Annotated in this window: 17 protein-coding genes; 10 read left to right on the top strand and 7 right to left on the bottom strand. The window is 69.1% G+C overall.

The genetic code is table 11. The features are described from left to right. Window positions 1–89: 89 nt before the first annotated feature. From O1G22_RS21205 to O1G22_RS21195, 3 genes are all read left to right on the top strand, one after another. The gene (locus tag O1G22_RS21205; RefSeq protein ID WP_270082785.1) at window positions 90–773 is read left to right on the top strand and encodes a PadR family transcriptional regulator; all 684 of its coding nucleotides are present in this window, start codon (window positions 90–92) and stop codon (window positions 771–773) included. Window positions 774–816: 43 nt separating this feature from the next. Then, complete coding sequence (locus O1G22_RS21200) at window positions 817–1899, top strand: inositol-3-phosphate synthase (RefSeq protein ID WP_225100383.1); 1083 nt, start codon at window positions 817–819, stop codon at window positions 1897–1899. A gap of 102 nt (window positions 1900–2001) precedes the next feature. After that, window positions 2002–3261, top strand: a complete 1260-nt coding sequence (locus tag O1G22_RS21195; protein WP_270082784.1) for an MFS transporter — start codon at window positions 2002–2004, stop codon at window positions 3259–3261. A gap of 74 nt (window positions 3262–3335) precedes the next feature. Here O1G22_RS21195 and O1G22_RS21190 read toward each other — a convergent pair whose 3' ends face one another. Beyond that, window positions 3336–4778, bottom strand: a complete 1443-nt coding sequence (locus O1G22_RS21190; RefSeq protein ID WP_270082783.1) for a CCA tRNA nucleotidyltransferase — start codon at window positions 4776–4778, stop codon at window positions 3336–3338. 298 nt (window positions 4779–5076) lie between these two features. On the opposite strand from O1G22_RS21190, the gene O1G22_RS21185 reads away from it, so the two are divergent. From O1G22_RS21185 to trxA, 7 genes are all read left to right on the top strand, one after another. Beyond that, complete coding sequence (locus tag O1G22_RS21185) at window positions 5077–7458, top strand: DUF6049 family protein (protein WP_270082782.1); 2382 nt, start codon at window positions 5077–5079, stop codon at window positions 7456–7458. Window positions 7459–7503: 45 nt separating this feature from the next. Further along, a complete protein-coding gene (gene murJ, locus O1G22_RS21180; protein WP_270082781.1) occupies window positions 7504–9906 on the top strand; it encodes a murein biosynthesis integral membrane protein MurJ in 2403 nt (800 codons plus the stop codon). A 118-nt stretch (window positions 9907–10024) separates the two neighbouring features. Continuing rightward, a complete protein-coding gene (locus O1G22_RS21175; protein WP_270082780.1) occupies window positions 10025–11746 on the top strand; it encodes a protein kinase family protein in 1722 nt (573 codons plus the stop codon). Between the two features lie 24 nt (window positions 11747–11770). Continuing rightward, a complete protein-coding gene (sigM, locus tag O1G22_RS21170) occupies window positions 11771–12508 on the top strand; it encodes an RNA polymerase sigma factor SigM (RefSeq protein WP_270082779.1) in 738 nt (245 codons plus the stop codon). Next, complete coding sequence (locus O1G22_RS21165; protein ID WP_270082778.1) at window positions 12505–13383, top strand: anti-sigma factor family protein; 879 nt, start codon at window positions 12505–12507, stop codon at window positions 13381–13383. The genes sigM and O1G22_RS21165 overlap by 4 nt, the downstream gene beginning before the upstream one ends. A gap of 156 nt (window positions 13384–13539) precedes the next feature. Further along, window positions 13540–14511: a thioredoxin-disulfide reductase gene (trxB, locus tag O1G22_RS21160; protein WP_270082777.1), complete on the top strand. Its 972-nt coding sequence runs from the start codon at window positions 13540–13542 to the stop codon at window positions 14509–14511. 46 nt (window positions 14512–14557) lie between these two features. After that, window positions 14558–14884: a thioredoxin gene (gene trxA, locus O1G22_RS21155; protein ID WP_225100372.1), complete on the top strand. Its 327-nt coding sequence runs from the start codon at window positions 14558–14560 to the stop codon at window positions 14882–14884. A gap of 71 nt (window positions 14885–14955) precedes the next feature. Here trxA and O1G22_RS21150 read toward each other — a convergent pair whose 3' ends face one another. The 6 genes from O1G22_RS21150 to yidC form a co-directional block, all read right to left on the bottom strand. Beyond that, entirely contained in the window at window positions 14956–15573 is a 618-nt protein-coding gene (locus O1G22_RS21150) for a GNAT family N-acetyltransferase (RefSeq protein ID WP_270082776.1), read from the bottom strand. Between the two features lie 321 nt (window positions 15574–15894). Continuing rightward, window positions 15895–16998: a ParB/RepB/Spo0J family partition protein gene (locus tag O1G22_RS21145; protein WP_270082775.1), complete on the bottom strand. Its 1104-nt coding sequence runs from the start codon at window positions 16996–16998 to the stop codon at window positions 15895–15897. Then, window positions 16995–18068 (bottom strand): ParA family protein, encoded by a 1074-nt coding sequence (locus O1G22_RS21140; RefSeq protein ID WP_270086482.1) that lies wholly within the window; start codon window positions 18066–18068, stop codon window positions 16995–16997. The genes O1G22_RS21145 and O1G22_RS21140 overlap by 4 nt, the downstream gene beginning before the upstream one ends. 301 nt (window positions 18069–18369) lie before the next feature. After that, complete coding sequence (gene rsmG / locus O1G22_RS21135) at window positions 18370–19086, bottom strand: 16S rRNA (guanine(527)-N(7))-methyltransferase RsmG (RefSeq protein WP_270082774.1); 717 nt, start codon at window positions 19084–19086, stop codon at window positions 18370–18372. Window positions 19087–19202: 116 nt separating this feature from the next. After that, window positions 19203–19715 carry a Jag family protein gene (locus O1G22_RS21130; RefSeq protein ID WP_270082773.1) on the bottom strand — a complete coding sequence of 171 codons (513 nt, stop codon included), beginning with the start codon at window positions 19713–19715 and terminating at the stop codon, window positions 19203–19205. 15 nt (window positions 19716–19730) lie between these two features. Further along, window positions 19731–21008 carry a membrane protein insertase YidC gene (gene yidC / locus O1G22_RS21125; protein ID WP_270082772.1) on the bottom strand — a complete coding sequence of 426 codons (1278 nt, stop codon included), beginning with the start codon at window positions 21006–21008 and terminating at the stop codon, window positions 19731–19733. Between the last annotated feature and the right edge of the window lie 2 nt (window positions 21009–21010).

Genomic DNA, 21010 nt, shown 5'->3' with positions numbered 1-21010 from the left:
TATCGAGTCGATACATCAGCGCGAGATAAAGACGCTGAGAGGCACGGCGAGACCCGCGGGAGCGACTGCGGGACCGAGAGGAGGCGACGATGAGCCGACGTTCCGGCATCCTTGAGTTCGCCGTGCTCGGCCTGCTGCGCGAGTCCCCGATGCACGGCTATGAGCTGCGCAAGCGCCTCAACACGTCCCTGGGGGTGTTCCGTGCGTTCAGCTACGGGACCCTGTATCCCTGCCTCAAGACGCTGGTCACGAGCGGCTGGTTGATCGAGGAACCGGGCAACACCCACGAGGACGCCCTCGCCGCTCCGCTCGCCGGGCGCCGCGCCAAGATCGTCTACCGACTGACCGCGGAGGGCAAGGAGCACTTCGAGGAACTGCTCTCGCAGACCGGCCCCGACGCGTACGAGGACGAGCACTTCGCCGCGCGGTTCGCCTTCTTCGGGCAGACGTCGCGCGATGTGCGCATGCGCGTGCTGGAGGGCCGGCGCAGCCGCCTGGAGGAGCGCCTGGAGAAGATGCGTGCCTCGCTGGCACGCACGCGTGAGCGCCTCGACGACTACACACTTGAGCTCCAGCGCCACGGGATGGAGTCCGTGGAGCGCGAAGTGCGCTGGCTGAACGAGCTCATCGAGAGCGAGCGGGCCGGGCGGGACCTGAGGGGTTCCGCGTCCGGGGGGTCCGCTCAACAGGACACCACCACTGGATCGACGGGCGGCCTGCCCCGTACCGGGGAAACCCCCCGGACGGATACGCCCGGCGACACCGCCACGTGAGTCCCAGTCAGGGCCTCACTCGTACACACAGGGAGCAACCGGAATGGGTTCGGTTCGCGTAGCCATCGTCGGCGTGGGCAACTGCGCCGCGTCGCTGGTGCAGGGAGTCGAGTACTACAAGGACGCCGACCCGGCGTCCAAGGTCCCCGGCCTGATGCACGTGCAGTTCGGTGACTACCACGTGCGCGACATCGAGTTCGTCGCCGCGTTCGACGTCGACGCCAAGAAGGTCGGCCTCGATCTCGCGGACGCGATCGGCGCCTCCGAGAACAACACCATCAAGATCTGCGACGTGCCCAGCACCGGTGTCACGGTCCAGCGCGGCCACACCCTCGACGGCCTCGGCAAGTACTACCGCCAGACCATCGAGGAGTCGGACGCCGAGCCGGTCGACATCGTCCAGATCCTGAAGGACAAGCAGGTCGACGTCCTGGTCTGCTACCTGCCCGTGGGCTCCGAGGACGCGGCGAAGTTCTACGCCCAGTGCGCCATCGACGCCAAGGTCGCCTTCGTCAACGCCCTCCCGGTCTTCATCGCCGGCACCAAGGAGTGGGCGGACAAGTTCACCGAGGCCGGTGTGCCGATCGTCGGTGACGACATCAAGTCCCAGGTCGGCGCCACCATCACGCACCGCGTCATGGCGAAGCTGTTCGAGGACCGCGGCGTCATCCTGGACCGCACGATGCAGCTGAACGTCGGCGGCAACATGGACTTCAAGAACATGCTGGAGCGCGAGCGCCTGGAGTCCAAGAAGATCTCCAAGACGCAGGCCGTCACCTCCCAGATCCCCGACCGGGACCTCGGCGAGAAGAACGTCCACATCGGCCCGTCCGACTACGTGGCCTGGCTGGACGACCGCAAGTGGGCGTACGTCCGCCTTGAGGGCCGCGCCTTCGGTGACGTCCCGCTGAACCTTGAGTACAAGCTGGAGGTCTGGGACTCCCCGAACTCCGCGGGTGTCATCATCGACGCCCTGCGCGCCGCGAAGATCGCCAAGGACCGCGGCATCGGCGGCCCGATCCTGTCGGCGTCCTCGTACTTCATGAAGTCCCCGCCGGTGCAGTACTTCGACGACGAGGCCCGCGAGAACGTCGAGAAGTTCATCCGCGGCGAGGTCGAGCGCTAAAGCGCCGAAGCGACCGCTCGCACGCAAACGCTCCTGCCAGGGCTGTGAAGGTCCCCGGGTTTCCCGACCCGGGGACCTTCCGCATATGTGAGGCTGGGGCGCATGCCCGTCGTGCGTGACCTGCGCGTCCTGCTCCGTCTTCGGTACTTCCGACGCCTGCTCTGCGTCCGTCTGCTGTCCCAGGGCGCCGATGGCGTCTACCAGGTCGCGCTCGCCGCGTACGTCGTCTTCTCCCCGGAGAAACAGACCACGGCCGCAGCGATCGCCTCGGCGATGGCCGTGCTGCTGCTCCCCTACTCTCTGGTCGGCCCCTTCGCCGGCGTCCTGCTGGACCGTTGGCGGCGCCGGCAGGTCTTCGTCCACGGCAATCTGCTGCGCGCCGCGCTGGCCGCGATCACGGCGGTACTGATGGTCAGCCATGTCCCGGACTGGCTCTTCTACGTCTCCGCCCTGTGCGTCACGGCCGTCAACCGCTTCATCCTCGCCGGCCTGTCCGCGTCCCTGCCCCGCGTGGTCGACGCCGAACGCCTGGTGCTGGCCAACTCTCTGTCCCCAACGGCCGGCACTCTCGCCGCGACCGCCGGCGGCGGCCTGGCCTTCGCCGTACGACTGGTGGCGTCGGGCTCCGCTGCCGCGGTGGTCCTGCTGGGTGCGTTCCTCTATCTCAGCGCGGGCCTGGCCTCCCTGAGCCTGCCACGGGCGCTTCTCGGCCCCGACCGGCAACCGGCACGGCCACGGCTGCGCAGCGCGCTGGCCGAGACGGCACGGGATCTGGTTGCGGCCGTACGGCACCTGGCGGCACCGCGACGCAGGCAAGCGGCCTGGGCGCTGACCGCGATGACGCTGATGCGCTTCTGCTACGGCGCGCTCCTTGTCCTGCTGCTCATGCTGTGCCGGTACGCCCTCTCCAGCAGCCCCGAAGACGGGCTCCGGCTGCTCGGGCTGGCGCTCGCGGTCTCGGGGGCGGGATTCTTCGCCGCGGCCGTGGTCACGCCCGGGGCGGCGGGACGGCTCGGTCCCGGTCGCTGGATCGTGTCATGCTCCGCTGCGGCCGCCGTACTGGAACCCGCTCTCGGCCTCCCCTTCGCCATCGGACCGCTCCTGGTCGCGGCCTTCGTACTGGGCCTGATCACCCAGGGCGCCAAGATCGCCACCGACACGATCGTCCAGGCTTCCGTCGACGACGCCTTCCGCGGCCGGATCTTCTCCGTGTACGACGTGCTCTTCAACGTGGCATTCGTCGGCGCAGCGGGAGTGGCCGCCCTGATGCTTCCACCGGACGGCCGCTCGGCGCTTCTGGTGATCCTGGTCGCCCTGATCTATGGCGGGGTCGCCGCGGCCTTGGCGCGATGTTTCACGTGAAACAGCCGACCCGACCGCGCGGCACCGATGGGCGATGTTTCACGTGAAACATCGCCGTCCCGCTTCGGCAGAGATCAGCTCTGCTCGGCCCACCATTCCTTGAGCGCCGCCACCGCCGCTTCGTGCTCCATCGGCCCGTTGTCCAGACGCAGCTCCAGCATGTGCTTGTACGCCTTCCCGACGGCGGGGCCGGGGCCGACGCCCAGGATCTCCATGATCTGGTTGCCGTCCAGGTCCGGGCGGATCGCGTCCAGCTCCTCCTGCTTCTGGAGCTGGGCGATGCGCTCCTCCAGGCCGTCGTAGGCCCGGGACAGCGCGGCCGCCTTCCGCTTGTTCCGCGTGGTGCAATCCGAGCGCGTCAGCTTGTGCAGACGGTCCAGCAGCGGGCCCCCGTCCCGGACGTAGCGGCGGACCGCCGAGTCCGTCCACTCCCCGGTGCCGTAGCCGTGGAAGCGCAGGTGGAGCTCGACCAGCCGCGAGACGTCCTTCACCAGTTCGTTGGAGTACTTCAGGGCGGTCATGCGCTTCTTGGTCATCTTGGCGCCGACCACCTCGTGGTGGTGGAAGGAGACCCGGCCGTCCTTCTCGAAGCGGCGTGTGCGCGGCTTGCCGATGTCGTGCAGCAGCGCGGCCAGCCGGAGCGTGAGATCGGGGCCGTGCTGCTCCAGCGCGATCGCCTGCTCCAGGACGATCAGCGTGTGCTCGTAGACGTCCTTGTGCCGGTGGTGCTCGTCCCGCTCCAGGCGCAGCGCCGGAAGCTCGGGCAGCACATGATCGGCGAGCCCGGTCTGTACGAACAGGGACAGGCCCTTGCGGGGGTACGCGGAGAGAAGCAGCTTGTTCAGCTCGTCACGGACCCGCTCGGCGGAGACGATCTCGATGCGTCCGGCCATCTCCGTCATCGCGGCGACGACCTCGGGGGCTACCGCGAAGTCCAGCTGGGCTGCGAACCGGGCGGCCCGCATCATCCGCAGCGGATCGTCCGAGAACGACTCGTCGGGGGTGCCCGGCGTACGCAGCACCCGGGCCGCGAGATCCTCCAGGCCGCCGTGCGGGTCGATGAACTCCTTCTCCGGCAGTGCCACGGCCATCGCGTTGACCGTGAAGTCCCGGCGGACCAGGTCGTCCTCGATGGAGTCGCCGTACGACACCTCGGGCTTGCGCGAGGTGCGGTCGTACGCCTCCGACCGGTACGTGGTCACCTCGATCTGGTAGCCGTCCTTCTGTGCGCCGACCGTACCGAAGGCGATCCCGACCTCCCAGACAGCGTCCGCCCAGGGACGGACGATCTTCAGTACGTCCTCGGGGCGGGCGTCGGTGGTGAAGTCCAGGTCGTTGCCGAGCCGGCCGAGCAGCGCGTCACGCACCGATCCGCCGACCAGGGCGAGGGAGAATCCCGCCTCCTGGAATCGACGGGCGAGATCATCGGCGACCGGGGCCACCCGCAGCAGCTCGGCGACCGCGCGCTGCTGCACCTGGCTCAGGGCAGAGGGAGTGTCTTCGTTGGGGTTCGGCACAACAGAAAAGGGTACGTGCCCCGGCGACCAGGGGTGTCCTCGATTTCTTCCAGGGGCGGCCCGGTGAAGATCGCGGGACGGCCCGGTGAAAGAGGCCGAGGACAGCTCTCTGCATACCCGCGCAAGGGCTGCCTTTACGGTGTACGGAAGCTCTCCCCTCGATACTGGATATAGAGGACACGTCGCCGGAATTCTTCGATCTTGTGGTGGAGACCGCGGCACTTCCCCTCAGCGCGCCTCGTTACCATGCGTGGACGCACATTCCGACGACCACTGACGACGAGGGACGGGCGAGCGCGTGGCCGAGGCGGCTGACTTCCAGGCAACCAGTGCCTCCCCTGCCCGCCGCTGGCTGCGGCGCACCGGAACGCTGCTCGCCGGGGCGCCCCTGCTGGCCGGTCTGCTGCAGCTGCCCGCCGCCGCGCCCGCTCAGGCCGCCTCCTCGGACACGGTGTCCGTCGCCCTGGACACGCTGACCCCCAACGCCCCCACGGACGGCGACACGCTGACCGTCTCCGGGACGGTGACCAACAACGGCAAGCAACCCGTCACCGCCGCCCACGTGGGCCTGCTGGTGGGGCCCCAACTGACCACCCGCTCGGCGATCGACAACGTGGCCCAGCACTCCGACGACGTGCAGAGCGCTACCGGGTCCGAGGTCGGCGGGAAGTACGTGGAGAAGTTCTCCTCGCTGGCCCCGGGCGTCGCCGAGCACTTCAGCATCTCCGTCCCCGTGGACAAGCTCGACCTGGGCTCGGACGGGGTCTACGAGTTCGACGCCTCCCTGTCCGGCCAGACCGCCGCCCAGCCCTGGCCCCAGATGCTCGGCATCCAGCGGACGTTCCTGCCGTGGCAGCCGTCCGAGGCCGACACCAAGACGAAGACGACGTTCCTGTGGCCGCTGATCTCCACGGTCCACATGACGGCCAAGACAGGTGCCGGTGAGCTGCAGACGCCGGTGTTCGGCAACGACGACCTGGCCAAGGAGCTGGCCCCGGGCGGCCGGCTGACCCAGATGGTCGATCTCGGCAAGGACCTCGACGTCACCTGGGTGATCGACCCGGACCTGCTGGCCTCGGTGGACGCGATGGCGACCGGCAACTACCGGCTGCCGGGGGACAACGGCACCACCACACCCGGCCCCAAGGAGCACCAGGCCCTCGCCAAGCAGTGGCTGGCGAACCTGCAGGACGCGGTGGCGGGCAAGGAGGTCGTCGCGCTGCCGTTCGCCGACCCGGACCTGGCATCCCTCGCGCACAACGGCACCAGCGTCACCGGCTCGCTCAGCCACCTCAAGGACGCCACCGACGTCGCCGCCACCACCGTCAAGACCGTGCTTCACGTCACACCGACCACGGACTTCGCCTGGCCGGTGGAAGGCGCCGTGGACCCCTCGATCATGAAGGTCGCGACCTCCGCCGGAGCCGACCGCGTAATCGCTCGCAGCGACAGCCTCCAGGAGACCGCCGGGCTGACGTACACGCCCTCCGCCGCCCGCCCGGTAGGTGGCGGCATCACTGCGGTGGTCGCCGACGACCGGCTCTCCACGGCCTTCGAGGGCGACCTGACCAAGGCGGACACCTCTACGCTCGCGGTGCAGGAGTTCCTGGCGCAGAGCCTTGAGGTGAACGCGCAGACGGACAAGCAGCGCAGCATCGTCGTCGCCCCGCAGCGGATTCCTACGGCGAGCCAGGCCCAGGTGATGGCTGCAGCGCTGAAGGCGCTGGAGGGTGCGAACTGGTCGCAGTCCCAGGACCTGACCGCGGCGGCCAAGGACAAGCCGGACCCGAACGCCACCACGCAGATCCCGTCGATCCAGTCCTACCCTTCCGCTCTGCGCAAGCAGGAGCTGCCGGTGACGGCGTTCCAGCAGATCGCGCGCACCCAGGACAAGCTCGACAACTTCCAGGTGGTCCTCACCGACCGCTCCCGCGTCGTCACGCCGTTCGGGCGGGCCATAAACCGTGAGATGTCCACGTCGTGGCGCGGCAGGAGCGGGAACGCGGGCAGCTACCGCGACGGCGTGGAGGGCTGGCTCGACGAACTGGCCGCCCAGGTCAAGCTGATCGACAAGTCGGAGACCAAGCTCTCCGGACGCAGCGCCACCATCCCGGTGACCGTCCAGAACAACCTCGTCCAGCCCGTCGGCCATCTGATCCTGCGCCTCACCTCGTCCAATCCGACGCGTCTGAAGATCGGCGGCAAGGCCTACTCCGAGCAGCCGGTGGAGATCTCCGGTGGGCACAGCCAGTCCGTGAAGTTCGCTACCTCGGCCAACGCCAACGGCCGGGTCACGGTCGTCGCGCAGCTGTACACCGAGGACGGCCAGGAGTACGGCGACGCCGTCAGCTTCGACGTGAAGGTCACCGAGGTCACGCCCACTGTGATGCTGGTCATCGGCGGCGGCGTGCTCCTCCTTGTCCTCGCCGGCTTCCGGATGTACACCCAGCGCAAACGGGCGGCCGCCCGCCAGGCCGAGGAGGACGGCCCGGACGCCGCGGGGGAGGACACCGACGAGCCCGGGAACCCCGACGAGCCCTCGGATCGTCTCCCGCAGGAACCCGAGGATTCCGGCGCCCCCGCCGGGGCAGACGACCCTGAGCAGCCGAGTGACCCCCCGCTGGACACCGCACAGGAAAACGCCGACCCGTCCGGGACGGGTGAGAGAGTGGACCGTTGAGCGATGTCGTGGCCGGTGGGCCCGGGACGATGAGGTGGGGTAAGCATGAACGCGCCGTACGACGGTGATCGCGGCCAGGGCGCGGCCGGCTCGGGCTACCCCGAGCCGCCGCCGGAGCCCGGTCAGCAGGTACCGCCGCAGCACGCGGCGGACATGTACCTCCAGGACGCCTACGACCAGGATCCCTACCGGGCACAGGACCTGACCGCTCAGGACCCGGTCGCCGAGGCGCTGTACGACCGTGCCGCGCACCCGCCGCCCCCGCCGGGCAGCTACGACCAGCAGCAGATGTACGCCCCGCCCGCCCAGTCGCCGTACGCCCCCGACCCGCGGGTGTGGGCGCAGACCCCCGCGCCGGAGCCGGAGGGCGCGAACCCGTATCTGCCGTACGGCGACGACCCGCGCACGACCCGGTTCGTGGGCGTGGACGACCTGGTCACGCACTCCGGTGAGGAGTACCACGAGCCGGACGCCTTCGCGCATCTCTTCAAGGACCAGCAGCAGGGCGGCGGGCACATGCCCGCCGATCCCCGGTCATTCTCCGGCCCGGCCGCCGCGCCGGGCAGCGGATACGGCCCGGCCGGCCAGTACCCGCAGGCGTACGGCCAGGGCCAGCAGCAGGGCGCACCGTATGCCGGGGCCGGCTATCCGGCTGCGCCCGGAAACCCGGCGCAGCCCCCGATGCCCTCCCCTTCCGTGGTTCCGGATCCCGCCGGGCCGCACGGTGCCCCCGAGACCGAAGCAGTGACCGCCGCCGCGCCGGCCGTCGCCACCGCCTCCGCGGCCCAGTCCGCTCCCGCCGCGCCGGCGAAGAAGGGCGGCAAGGCCGCCGGGCTGCTGAAGTCCAGCGCGGTGATGGCGGCGGGCACGATGGTCTCCCGCCTCACCGGCTTCGTCCGCTCCGCGCTGATCGTCTCCGCACTCGGCCTCTACTTCCTCGGCGACTCCTTCCAGGTCGCCTACCAGCTGCCGACGATGATCTACATCCTCACCGTCGGCGGCGGCCTGAACTCCGTCTTCGTGCCGCAGCTGGTGCGGGCGATGAAGGAGGACGAGGACGGCGGCGAGGCGTTCGCCAACCGGCTGCTGACGCTGGTGATGGTGGCGCTGGCCGCGCTGACCGGTCTCGCGATGCTGGGGGCGCCGCTGCTGGTGCGCCTGCTGTCCAACCCGGTCGCCTCCAACCCTGCGGCCAACGACGTCGCGGTCACCTTCACCCGCTACTTCCTGCCCTCGATCTTCTTCATGGGCATCCATGTGGTGATGGGTCAGATCCTCAACGCGCGCGGAAAGTTCGGCGCGATGATGTGGACCCCGGTGCTGAACAACATCGTCATCATCGTGACGCTCGGCATGTTCATCTGGGTCTACGGCACCGCCTCCCACTCCCACATGACGGTCACGAACATCCCGGCGGAGGCCCAGCGGCTGCTCGGGATCGGTGTGCTGCTCGGTCTGGTCGTCCAGGCGCTGGCGATGATCCCGTACCTGCGCGAGACGGGCTTCCGGATCCGGCTGCGGTTCGACTGGCGGGGCCACGGCCTGGGCAAGGCCGCGATGCTCGCCAAGTGGACGGTCCTGTTCGTGCTGGCCAACCAGGCCGGCGCCATGATCGTCACCCAGCTGTCCACGGCGTCCGGCAAGGACTCCGGCGTCTCGGGCACCGGCTTCGCCGCGTACGCCAACGCCCAGCTGATCTGGGGCCTGCCGCAGGCCATCATCACGGTGTCCCTGATGGCCGCCCTGCTGCCGCGCATCTCCCGCTCGGCGGCCGAGGGCGACGCGGGCGCGGTCCGCGACGACATTTCGCAGGGCCTGCGGACCACCGCGGTCGCCATCGTCCCGATCGCCTTCGGCTTCCTGTCGCTCGGCATCCCGATGTGCACGCTGATCTTCGGCTCCTCGGGCACCGACGCGGCCACCAACATGGGCTACATGCTGATGGCCTTCGGCCTCGGCCTGATCCCCTACTCGGTGCAGTACGTCGTCCTGCGCGCCTTCTACGCCTACGAGGACACCCGCACCCCCTTCTACAACACGGTCATCGTCGCCGTCGTCAACGCGGGCGCCTCGGCGCTGTGCTACTTCGTGCTGCCCGCCCGCTGGGCGGTCGCCGGCATGGCCGCCGTGTACGGCCTGGCCTACGCGATCGGTGTGGGCGTCGCCTGGCGCAGGCTGCGCAAGCGGCTGGGCGGCGACCTTGACGGGGCCCGGGTGCTGCGGACGTACGCACGGCTGTGCATCGCCTCGGTACCGGCGGCCCTGCTCAGCGGCGCGGCCTGCTACGGCATCGGGCACACCCTCGGTCAGGGCGTCGTCGGCTCCTTCGCCGCGCTGCTCGTCGGCGGTGCCGCCCTGCTCGGCGTCTTCTTCGTCGCCGCCCGCCGTATGCGGATCGACGAACTCAATTCGCTCGTGGGCATGGTGCGCGGGCGGCTGGGGCGCTGAGGCGGGGGCAGCCGCACAACCTTCGTCCGCCGCCGTGTGTCGTGCATAGCGGCGGACTGTGGGCACAATTGGTTTCGGCGTCGGACAGCGTGCAACGGATGGGGAGGCAGGGACGACGGTGGCGGAACGGAGCACGGCTGCCGTCGACGTGGCAGGCAACAGCGGTGAGCAGCCGCTGACCGCCAAGGCGGACCAGTCCACGGCCGACGGGGTGGCCATGAACCCGGAGCGGGACAAGGGCAGCGACAAGGCGCAGGGGAGCAGCTCGATCGACGGTCCTGGAGAGAAGACGTCGTCCCCCGACCTGCACAGCGGTCACAAGCTCGCCAGACGCTACCGACTGGAGGAGTGCGTCACCCGTCTGGACGGATTCAGCAGTTGGCGTGCGGTCGACGAGAAACTCCGCCGTGCCGTCGGTGTCCACATCCTGCCCGCGGACCACACACGGGCCCGTTCCGTCCTGGCTGCCGCCCGCTCCTCCGCCCTGCTCGGCGACCCGCGCTTCGTCCAGGTCCTGGACGCCGTCGAGGAGAACGACCTCGTCTACGTCGTGCACGAGTGGCTGCCCGACGCCACCGAGCTGACCGCGCTGCTCGCGGCCACCCCGCTGGAGCCGCACGACGCCTACCAGATGGTCAGTCAGATCGCCTCCGCCATGGCCGCCGCGCACCGCGAGGGCCTCGCCCATCTGCGGCTGAACCCCAACGCTGTACTGCGCACCTCGACCGGCCAGTGGCGCATCCGCGGCCTCGCCGTGAACGCCGCGCTGCGCGGCATCAGCTCCGACACCCCGCAGCGCACGGACACCGAGGCGATCGGTGCCCTGCTGTACGCGGCGCTGACCCAGCGCTGGCCGTACGAGAGCGACGCGTACGGCCTGTCCGGCCTGCCCAAGGGCGTCGGCCTCATCGCGCCGGACCAGGTGCGCGCCGGTGTCCACAGGGGCCTGTCCGAACTGTCCATGCGTGCGCTCGCCAACGACGGGGCCACCGCGTCCCGGCACGAGGCTCCGTGCACCACGCCGGAGGAGCTGGTGAAGGCGATCGGCGAGATGCCCCGCATCCGCCCGCCGGAGCCGGCGTTCACGGCCCCGCCGGACTACCAGCGCACGTCCTACCAGCAGGGCACGTACGGCCGCCCGGCGGCGCACCCCGGTGTCACCCAGCCGATCGCACCCCCGCCGCCCCCGCTGCAGAGCCGCACCGGCAAGGCCCTGAAGTGGGCGGTGTCGGCCCTCCTCATCGCCGCCCTCGGCCTGGGCAGCTGGCAGTTGGCAGACGCCCTGATGGACCAGGGCGGCAAGTCCGACGACACCAACAAGAGCCAGCAGACCGACGACGGGGACAAGGGCGCCGCCAAGCCGAAGCCGACGCCCATCAGCATCAAGGGCAGCCAGGAGTTCGTCGCCAAGGGAGACCCCCAGCACCCCGGCGATGTGGCCAAGACGTACGACGGGAACGCCTCGACGTACTGGCGTACCAAGACCTTCAACGAAGGTCCCGCGATCGCGCCCTACAAGCCGGGTGTCGGCATCGTCTACGACCTGGGCTCGGCCAAGACCCTCAGCACGGCCACCATCAGCCTTCGCTACCCCGGCGACCACACAACGGTCGAGCTGTACGCGGCCGACTCGCTGGCACCGGCGTCCCTGGACTCGATGCACCAGATCGGCAAAACCACGACCACCGGCACCACCGCCACGGTGAAGGTCAGCAAGTCGGCGAAGACTCAGTATGTCCTCGTGTGGCTGACCGCTGTGCCGTACTCGGGTGCGGACGCGTCCTCGTACGCCGGGGCCGGCTACAAGCAGGCCATCGGCGAAGTGCAGTTCGCGGGCTGACGTCTCACCCGAGCGGAGGGGCAGATGGCGGAGGGCGCCGGATACGACGGGGTGAGCGACAAGGAGCTGCTCACCCGCCACGTGGAGGGCGACCCCGACGCCTTCGGCGAGATAGTGCGACGGCATCGGGATCGGCTCTGGGCGGTCGCTCTGCGGACGCTGGGCGACCGTGAGGAGGCCGCGGACGCGGTTCAGGACGCCCTGGTGTCGGCGTACCGGGCCGCCCACACCTTCCGTGGGCAGTCGGCGGTCACGACGTGGCTGCACCGGATCACGGTGAACGCCTGCCTGGACCGGGCCCGCAAGGTGGCCTCTCGGAAGACCTCGCCGGTCGACGACACGGAGCGGCTGGAGCAGCTGCTGGAGCCGCACGAGTCGGCCTCGGCGCCGGCCGAGCGCAACGATGTGCACCGCCAGCTGCTCAAGGCACTCGGCACGCTGCCGCAGGAGCAGCGGGCCGCTCTGGTCCTGGTGGACATGCAGGGGTATCCCGTGGCCGAGGCCGCCCGGATCCTCGATGTGCCCACGGGGACGGTGAAGAGCCGGTGCGCCCGGGGCAGAGCGAGACTCCTGCCGCTGCTCACCCATCTACGGCCCGAAGGCAGCGGGGGCGTCGGCGCAGGCGAAAAGGAACCCGGGCCGGGACGGAACCGGGTGGAGGGGACAGCCGTCCCACCGGCAACGGGGACTCCGCAGCAGAGCCCCACGGACACGGGACCGAGCGATTCAGCCGTAGTGAAGGGCGGAGGTGGGCGAGCGTGACTTCCACGACCGACACGGCCGGGCACCCGGACGTCGAGGAGATCTCCGACCTCACCGAAGGCCTTCTCCCCCCGGACCGCAGCACGGACATACGCCGCCACCTGGAGACGTGCGAGCCATGTGCGGACGTCCGTGCCGCCCTGGAGGAGACCCGCGGGCTGCTGGGCTCCGTGCCGGAAGCGGAACCCATGCCGGCCGACGTGGCCGCCCGTATCGATGCCGCCCTCGCCGCCGAGGGGCACGTTTCACGTGAAACATCGACCTCCGCCGATCGCCCCGCCGACCATCCCACCGATCGCCCCGCCGGCCGCCCGCAGGCGACGACCGGCCCCGGCCGGAAGAAGAACGGACGCGGTCGGCGCCGCAGGAACGTCGTCCTGGGAACGGTGCTCACCGCCGCCGTCCTGGGAGCCGGCTCTCTGGTGATCCAGACGCTCACCGGCGGCAGCTCCACCACAACGGCTCACAGCACGCCGAGCCCGTCCATCAGCGCGTTCTCCGGCGCCAGCGTCCAGCACCAGGTGCACGATCTGCTCGCTGCGAAGAAGGCATCGCAGCCGGGCTACAACAGTCAGCACCCGCGGTCCGGGATCACCAGCGACCGGAGCACTCCTATGGGCACCGAGAGCGCGAACACCCTGCTTCAGACGGAGGTCTCCGTTCCGGACTGTGTCCGGCTGGCGATCCCCCGGAGCGATCAGGCTCTGGCGGCGAAGGCAGGCAACTACGGCGGAAAGAGCGCTTACCTGGTCGTCCTGCCGGACCCGGACGACAGCACACGCGTCACGGCCTACGTCGTCGACGCGGCCTGCATCCGGCAACAGTCCGGCACGGCCGGGACTGTGCTTCTGAAGCACTCTTTCGCCCGGCGCTGAGTCCGCCGGAGCGGTCTGTCCATCACCCCTACCCGGTATGCGTGTGCCCGGACACACCGGGAATGCGCGCCCCGTAGGATCCGTTGGGTGGGGTGAGAGTTCCGAAAGGCACTCCCACCGGTCGACTGACGCAGACCAGAGACGAGGAATCAAGCCGTGAGCGACGTCCGTAACGTGATCATCATCGGCTCCGGGCCCGCAGGCTACACGGCGGCGCTCTACACCGCGCGCGCGTCGCTGAAGCCCCTGGTGTTCGAGGGTGCCGTCACCGCCGGTGGCGCGCTGATGAACACCACCGAGGTGGAGAACTTCCCGGGCTTCCGTGACGGCATCATGGGCCCCGAGCTGATGGACAACATGCGGGCGCAGGCCGAGCGCTTCGGCGCCGAGCTCATCCCCGACGACGTCGTCTCCGTCGATCTGACCGGTGAGATCAAGACCGTCACCGACACCGCGGGCACGGTGCACAAGGCGAAGGCCGTCATCGTCACCACCGGCTCCCAGCACCGCAAGCTCGGCCTGCCGAACGAGGACACCCTCTCCGGTCGCGGTGTCTCCTGGTGCGCCACCTGTGACGGGTTCTTCTTCAAGGACCACGACATCGCCGTGATCGGCGGCGGTGACACCGCGATGGAGGAGGCCACCTTCCTCTCGCGCTTCGCCAAGTCCGTGACGATCGTCCACCGCCGGGACACGCTGCGCGCCTCCAAGGCGATGCAGGAGCGTGCCTTCAACGACCCGAAGATCAAGTTTGTCTGGGACAGCGAGGTCGCCGAGATCCAGGGCGAGCAGAAGCTCTCCGGTCTGAAGCTGCGCAACGTCAAGACCGGCGAGCTGTCCGAGCTGCCCGTGACGGGTCTGTTCATCGCGATCGGCCACGACCCGCGCACCGAGCTGTTCAAGGGCCAGCTGGACCTGGACGAGGAGGGTTACCTGAAGGTGGCCTCGCCGTCCACCCGCACCAACCTCACCGGTGTCTTCGCCGCCGGTGACGTGGTCGACCACACCTACCGCCAGGCGATCACCGCGTCCGGCACCGGCTGCTCCGCCGCCCTGGACGCCGAGCGCTTCCTGTCCGCCCTCGCGGACGAGGAACAGGCGGAGCCCGAGAAGACCGCCGCCGTCTGACCTTCTCTTCCACGCCCCACCCTACGATCAAGGTAAGGAGCCCGCTGTGGCCCTCAAGGCAGTAACCGACGCCTCCTTCGACGAGGACGTCCTCAAGAGCGACAAGCCCGTCCTGGTGGACTTCTGGGCCGCCTGGTGCGGTCCGTGCCGTCAGATCGCCCCGTCCCTGGAGGCCATCGCCCAGGAGTACGGCGACAAGATCGAGATCGTCAAGCTCAACATCGACGAGAACCCGGACACGGCCGCGAAGTACGGCGTCATGTCCATCCCCACCCTGAACGTCTACCAGGGTGGTGAGGTCGCCAAGACCATCGTCGGCGCCAAGCCCAAGGCCGCGATCGTCCGTGACCTTGAGGACTTCATCGCCGAGTGACGTTTCACGTGAAACACGAATGGGCCAACCTCCAGGGGTTGGCCCATTCGCTTATGTCCTACCGCTGACGGCTACAGCGGCCTCAGTGCCGGTTCCTTCTGGACCGCTCCCAGCAGCCGGTCGAGTGCCATCTCCACGTCTTCCTTCCAGGAGAGCGTCGAGCGCAGCTCCAGCCGCAGCCGGGGGTGCGTCGGATGCTGCCGTACCGTCTTGAAGCCCACAGCCAGCAGATGGTCCGCCGGCAGCAGGCAGGCGGGCTCCTTCCAGCGGGCGTCGCCGAAGGCCTCGATCGCCTTGAACCCGCGGCGCAGCAGATCCTTGGCGACCGTCTGCACCAGCACCCGGCCCAGTCCCTGCCCCTGATGGCTGGGCATGACGAAGGCCGTCATCAGCTGAACGGCGTCCGGCGAGACCGGGCTGGTGGGAAAGGCCGTCGAGCGCGGGACATAGGCGGGAGGGGCGTAGAGCACGTACCCCACCGGCACGTCATCGACGTAGACCACCCGGCCGCACGACCCCCAGTCCAGCAGGACCGCGGAGATCCAGGCCTCCTTCTCCAGCGCGGAGGTGCCCGCCTTTACCGCTGCTTCTCCTCTGACGGGGTCGAGCTCCCAGAAGACACACGAGCGGCAGCGTGGGGGAAGGTCCTGAAGGTTGTCCAGCGTGAGCGGCACGAGCCGACGCCCCATGAAGGCTGTTCCTCGCTTCCTTCGCCTGCCGCATCGCGCGCGGCTGTCAGAGCGCTTCGTTCCCTGAGCAGGCTGCCGACGAATCCGCCGACCACTCCGAGGCTCAGACCCGCGCTCACCAGTCCGGTGCGGCTCATCGATCGCATGGCTCCCGTCTCCCCACTCGCAGATGCAGCTGCTGTCCGGTGGATGCGCCATACCTTTTCGCATCGTATCCACGAAGCGATTCACTCGATACAGACTCAAAGCAAAGAGCGGGCCGTGTTCCGGTACACACCGGACACGGCCCGCGTCCTGTACGCCCGAGAGGATCGGACGGGATCAGTCGTCCTGGTCCTCCGCCGCGCTGTCCTGGAACTCGTGCTGGAGCACCGGACCCTCGCCCGGCGCGAGGGTGCTCAGGATGCGCTGCAGGTCGTCGACGGAGGCGAACTCGACGGTGATCTTGCCCTTCTTCTGGCCGAGGTCGACCTTCACCCGGGTCTCGAACCGGTCCGACAGACGGGTCGCCAGTTCGTTCAGCGCCGGGGAGAGCCGGGAGCCGGCACGCGGGCCTTTGGAGCGCTGGGGCGTCTGGGGCCGCGACCCCATGAGGGTCACGATCTCCTCGACGGCACGCACCGACAGCCCCTCGGCCACGATGCGGTGCGCCAGCCGGTCCTGCTCCTCAGGATCCGTCACCGACAGCAGCGCCCGGGCGTGACCGGCAGAGAGGACCCCGGCGGCGACCCGCTTCTGGACCGTAGGCGAGAGCTTCAGCAGCCGCAGCGTGTTGGAGACCTGAGGACGGGAACGCCCGATCCGGTCGGCCAGCTGGTCGTGCGTGCAGTTGAAGTCCTTCAGCAGCTGGTCGTAGGCGGCCGCCTCTTCCAGTGGGTTCAGCTGCGCGCGGTGCAGGTTCTCCAGCAGCGCGTCCAGGAGGAGTTTCTCGTCCTCCGTGGCCCGGACGATTGCCGGGATGGCCTCCAGGCCGGCCTCACGGCAGGCCCGCCAACGACGCTCGCCCATGATCAGCTCATAGCGGGTGGGCCCCAGCTGCCGTACGACGACGGGCTGAAGGAGACCGACCTCCTTGATGGAGATGACCAGTTCCTGCAGCGCGTCCTCGTCGAAGACATCACGCGGCTGACGGGGGTTGGGCGAGATGGCGTCGAGGGGGATCTCAGCGAAGTGCGCGCCCATCGGAGGAGCCGGCGTCTCCACGGCCGGGGCGGCCGGGGGCTCCTCAACGGTTTCCTGCGTGACAGGCGGCAGCGTGGCCACCTTCGCCGCGGCCACTCCACGGTCGGTCGTCAGTACCGGGACGGCCGCCGGGGAGGCGGAGGCTCCGCCCCCCAGCGCGGCAGGCGCCGGGTTCTTCTCGGTCGGGGCAGCGGGGATCAGTGCGCCGAGACCACGTCCCAGCCCCCTCCGTCGCTCGCTCACTGGATCCCCTCCACCATGCTCGGGTCGTTCTGGGCGCCGATATGGGCCTGGCTCGCGTCGTAGCTGATGCCGATACCCTTCAGCGCGATTTCTCGGGCCGCCTCAAGATAGGAGAGGGCACCGCTCGATCCAGGATCGTAGGTCAGCACCGTCTGCCCGTAACTCGGCGCCTCGGAGATGCGGACCGAGCGGGGAATGCTCGTCCGCAGCACCTCGTCGCCGAAGTGGGTGCGCACCTCTTCCGCGACCTGGGAGGCGAGACGCGTCCGGCCGTCGTACATGGTGAGCAGGATGGTCGACACATGCAGCGTGGGGTTGAGGTGCCCCCGCACCAGGTCGACATTGCGCAGGAGCTGGCCCAGGCCCTCCAGCGCGTAGTACTCGCACTGGATCGGGATGAGGACCTCCTGGCCCGCCACCAGTGCATTGACGGTCAACAGGCCGAGGGAGGGAGGGCAGTCGATGAGGATGTAGTCCAGCGGCTGCTCATACGCTTGGATCGCCCGCTGGAGCCGGCTCTCCCGGGCCACGAGCGACACCAACTCGATCTCCGCACCGGCGAGATCGATGGTGGCGGGAGCGCAGAAGAGACCTTCGACGTCCTGGACGGGCTGGACGACCTCGGCGAGCGGCTTGCTCTCCACCAACACGTCGTAGATGGAAGGGACTTCGGCGTGGTGGTCGATCCCGAGGGCGGTGGACGCGTTGCCCTGGGGGTCGAGGTCGATCACCAGGACGCGCCCGCCGTGCAGTGCCAGCGAAGCGGCAAGGTTGACGGTCGTCGTCGTCTTGCCCACGCCGCCCTTCTGGTTGGCGACCACGATGACTCGCGTCTGCTCCGGTCGCGGCAGACCTTCGCCGGCGCGGCCCAGAGCCTCTACCGCCAGTTGGGCCGCACGACCGATCGGAGTGTCGTCCATCGGAGGCGGTGTTTCACGTGAAACATCCGCCCCCATCGACTCGGTACGGGGACCGGGGACCGGATCGGTCATCGGTCCCGCGATGTTGGCGTCGGACCGCAAGGATTCACTCTCCTCGACTTCAGGCTCGCAATGAACAGAGCCTCCCATGTCTTCGGGGTCGTGAACCAGTGAGGTCTGGTCTTCTGTGGAGAAATCCACCTCTGTGGACAACTCCGTGCCCCGGGAGAGGGACGGAGTGCCCCGGGAGGCGGGATCCCCTCCCAGGGAACCCAGGGGCTTGCGGTCGCGAGGTTCGGCCGCAGCGCGGCCACGACTGATAATGCCGTGCAGCAGTGAGCGACGTTTCACGTGAAACACGATGCACAGCCACTGCGACCGGACCTCTGCGACACTCCGTCCTGCGTACGTTTGGCAGCTTGTGTGGAGTACGTCTTCTCGTCAGGACGGATCAGCGACGTCGGCGCGCCCGGCCCGTCCGCGCCGCCTTCGCCCGCTTCGCCGCGAACCGCACACCACCCGGGCTCTCGCCCACCTCGACCCGGACCACGGTCGACAGCGGCTCCACGATGCCCTCGCCCACCTGCAGGATGGACGTCTCCACCGCGCCGAGCTTACTGAGAGCCGTGGCCGCGGCCTTCAGTTCCTCCTCCGCGGTGTCTCCCTTGAGGGCGAGCATCTCGCCGTAGGGCCGCAGCAGCGGAATGCCCCAGGCGGCCAGACGGTCCAGCGGGGCCACGGCCCTGGCGGTCACCACATGGACCGGCGGCAGCGTGCCCAGGACCTCCTCGGCGCGGCCTCGCACGACCGTGACATGGTCCAGGCCGAGGAGCTCGACGACTTCGGTGAGGAAGTTGGTACGCCGCAGCAGGGGCTCCAGCAGGGTGATGTTCAAGTCCTCGCGGACCAGGGCCAGCGGAATGCCCGGCAGTCCGGCACCCGAGCCGACGTCACAGACCGTCACGCCCTCGGGAACAGCCTCCGAGAGCACCGCGCAGTTGAGGATGTGCCGCTCCCACAGGCGGGGCACTTCACGCGGGCCGATCAGACCGCGCTGCACGCCCGCCTCGGCGAGCAGCTCCGCGTAGCGGACCGCATCGGCGAAGCGATCACCAAATACTTCCCGCGCCTCTTCGGGCGCGGGGGGAAGCTCCGCTGCCTCCGTCACGGGGACCGTCCTTCCGTACAGCGCCGGCACTTCACGCACCGGCCACCACAACTACCAGGCTGACAAAGTTCGGCCCCGCCTGCGGGCAGACGGGGCCGGTGAAACGTGGGGACCGATCAGGCGGGCAGCACGACGACGAACCGCTGCGGCTCCTCGCCCTCGGACTCGCTGCGCAGTCCCGCGGCCTTGACCGCGTCATGCACGACCTTGCGCTCGAACGGGGTCATCGGCTTGAGCTTGACGGCCTCGCCGGTGCTCTTCACCTCGGCGGCGGCCTTGGCGCCCAGCTCGGACAGCTCGGACCGCTTCTTGGCCCGGTATCCCGCGATGTCCAGCATGAGCCGGCTGCGGTCGCCGGTCTCCCGGTGCACGGCCAGGCGCGTCAGCTCCTGCAGTGCCTCCAGCACCTCGCCGTCCCGGCCGACCAGCTTCTGCAGGTCGCGGCTGCCGGTGTCGCTGATGATCGACACGGAGGCGCGGTCGGCCTCGACGTCCATGTCGATGTCGCCGTCGAGGTCGGCGATGTCGAGCAGACCCTCCAGGTAGTCCGCCGCGATCTCACCCTCCTGCTCCAGGCGGGTGAGGGTGTCTGCACCCTCGGCAGCGGCGGAGGTGGTGCCTTCCGTCACGGGATGGGCTCCTTCTTACTTCTTGGACGGGGACTTGGGCCGCTGCGGGCCACCCTTGCGCTGGCCGGACTGGGCCCTGCTACGGGTGCCGGAGCCGGGCTTCGAGGGCTGCTGGGCAGCGGAGGGCTTGGCGTCCTGCGGCTCGTCGGACGACTCCGGCGCGGGGGACTCACCGGCCGGCTTGGCCCCGCCGGACTGACGCTGGGCCTTGGACTGGCGCTTGGGCTGCTGGCGCTTGGCAGCAGTCGCGGTGCCGGTCGCGGTGACGGCGGCGCCGTCCTCGGTCTGCGCCGCGGCCTGGGTTGTGCTCTTGACCACGTTTCCGTCGGCCTGGGCGGCCAGACCGGCCTTGTTCAGCGAGTTGATGAACTTGCGCTCGAACTCGTTGCGGTCGCGGCCCTTGGCGACGATCGCCTTGACGATGGTCTTCTCGCTGCGGCGGCTGACCTTGCCGGCGTGCGTGACGTGCTTGGTCAGGCGCTCCAGGTAGGCGGCCTGAGCCTTGGAACCCGGGGTCGGGTTGTTGCGGATGACGTACATCTGCTGGCCCATGGTCCACACGTTCGTCGTCAGCCAGTAGACGAGGACACCGACCGGGAAGTTGATACCGAAGACGGCGAACATCACCGGGAAGACGTACATCAGCATCTTCTGCTGCTGCATGAACGGCGTCTTCACCGTGGTGTCGACGTTCTTCGTCATCAGCTGGCGCTGCGTGTAGAACTGCGAGAACGACATCAGGACGATCATGATCGCCGTCACGACCCGGACGTCCGTCAGCGTGGCGCCCAGCGCCGAGACCTTGTCCGAGCTGTCCATGAACTTCGCGGCGAGCGGGGCACCGAAGATGTGCGCCTTACGGGCGCTGGCGAGCAGCGGCTCGTTGATGACGCCGATCGTCTTGCCCGTCGCGATGCCGTTGAGCACGTGGTACAGGGCGAAGAAGAACGGGGACTGCGCCAGGATGGGAAGGCACGAGGAGAGCGGGTTGGTGCCCGTCTCCTTGTACAGCTTCATCATCTCTTCGGACTGACGCTGCTTGTCGTTCTTGTAGCGCTCCTGGATCTTCTTCATCTCCGGCTGGAGCGTCTGCATCGCGCGCGTCGACTTGATCTGCTTCACGAAGAGCGGGATCAGGCAGATGCGGATCAGGATCACCAGGGACACGATGGACAGGCCCCAGGCCCACCCGGTGTCGGCGCCGAAGATCGCGCCGTACATCTTGTGGAACTGGACGATGACCCATGAAACGGGTGTTGTGATGAAGCTGAAGAGGCTGGCAATCGTGTCCACTA

Source organism: Streptomyces camelliae (genome assembly GCF_027625935.1).
Lineage (GTDB): Bacteria > Actinomycetota > Actinomycetes > Streptomycetales > Streptomycetaceae > Streptomyces > Streptomyces camelliae.
Note: the sequence above shows the minus strand (reverse complement) of the source record. Positions and strands in the feature narration are given on the sequence as shown.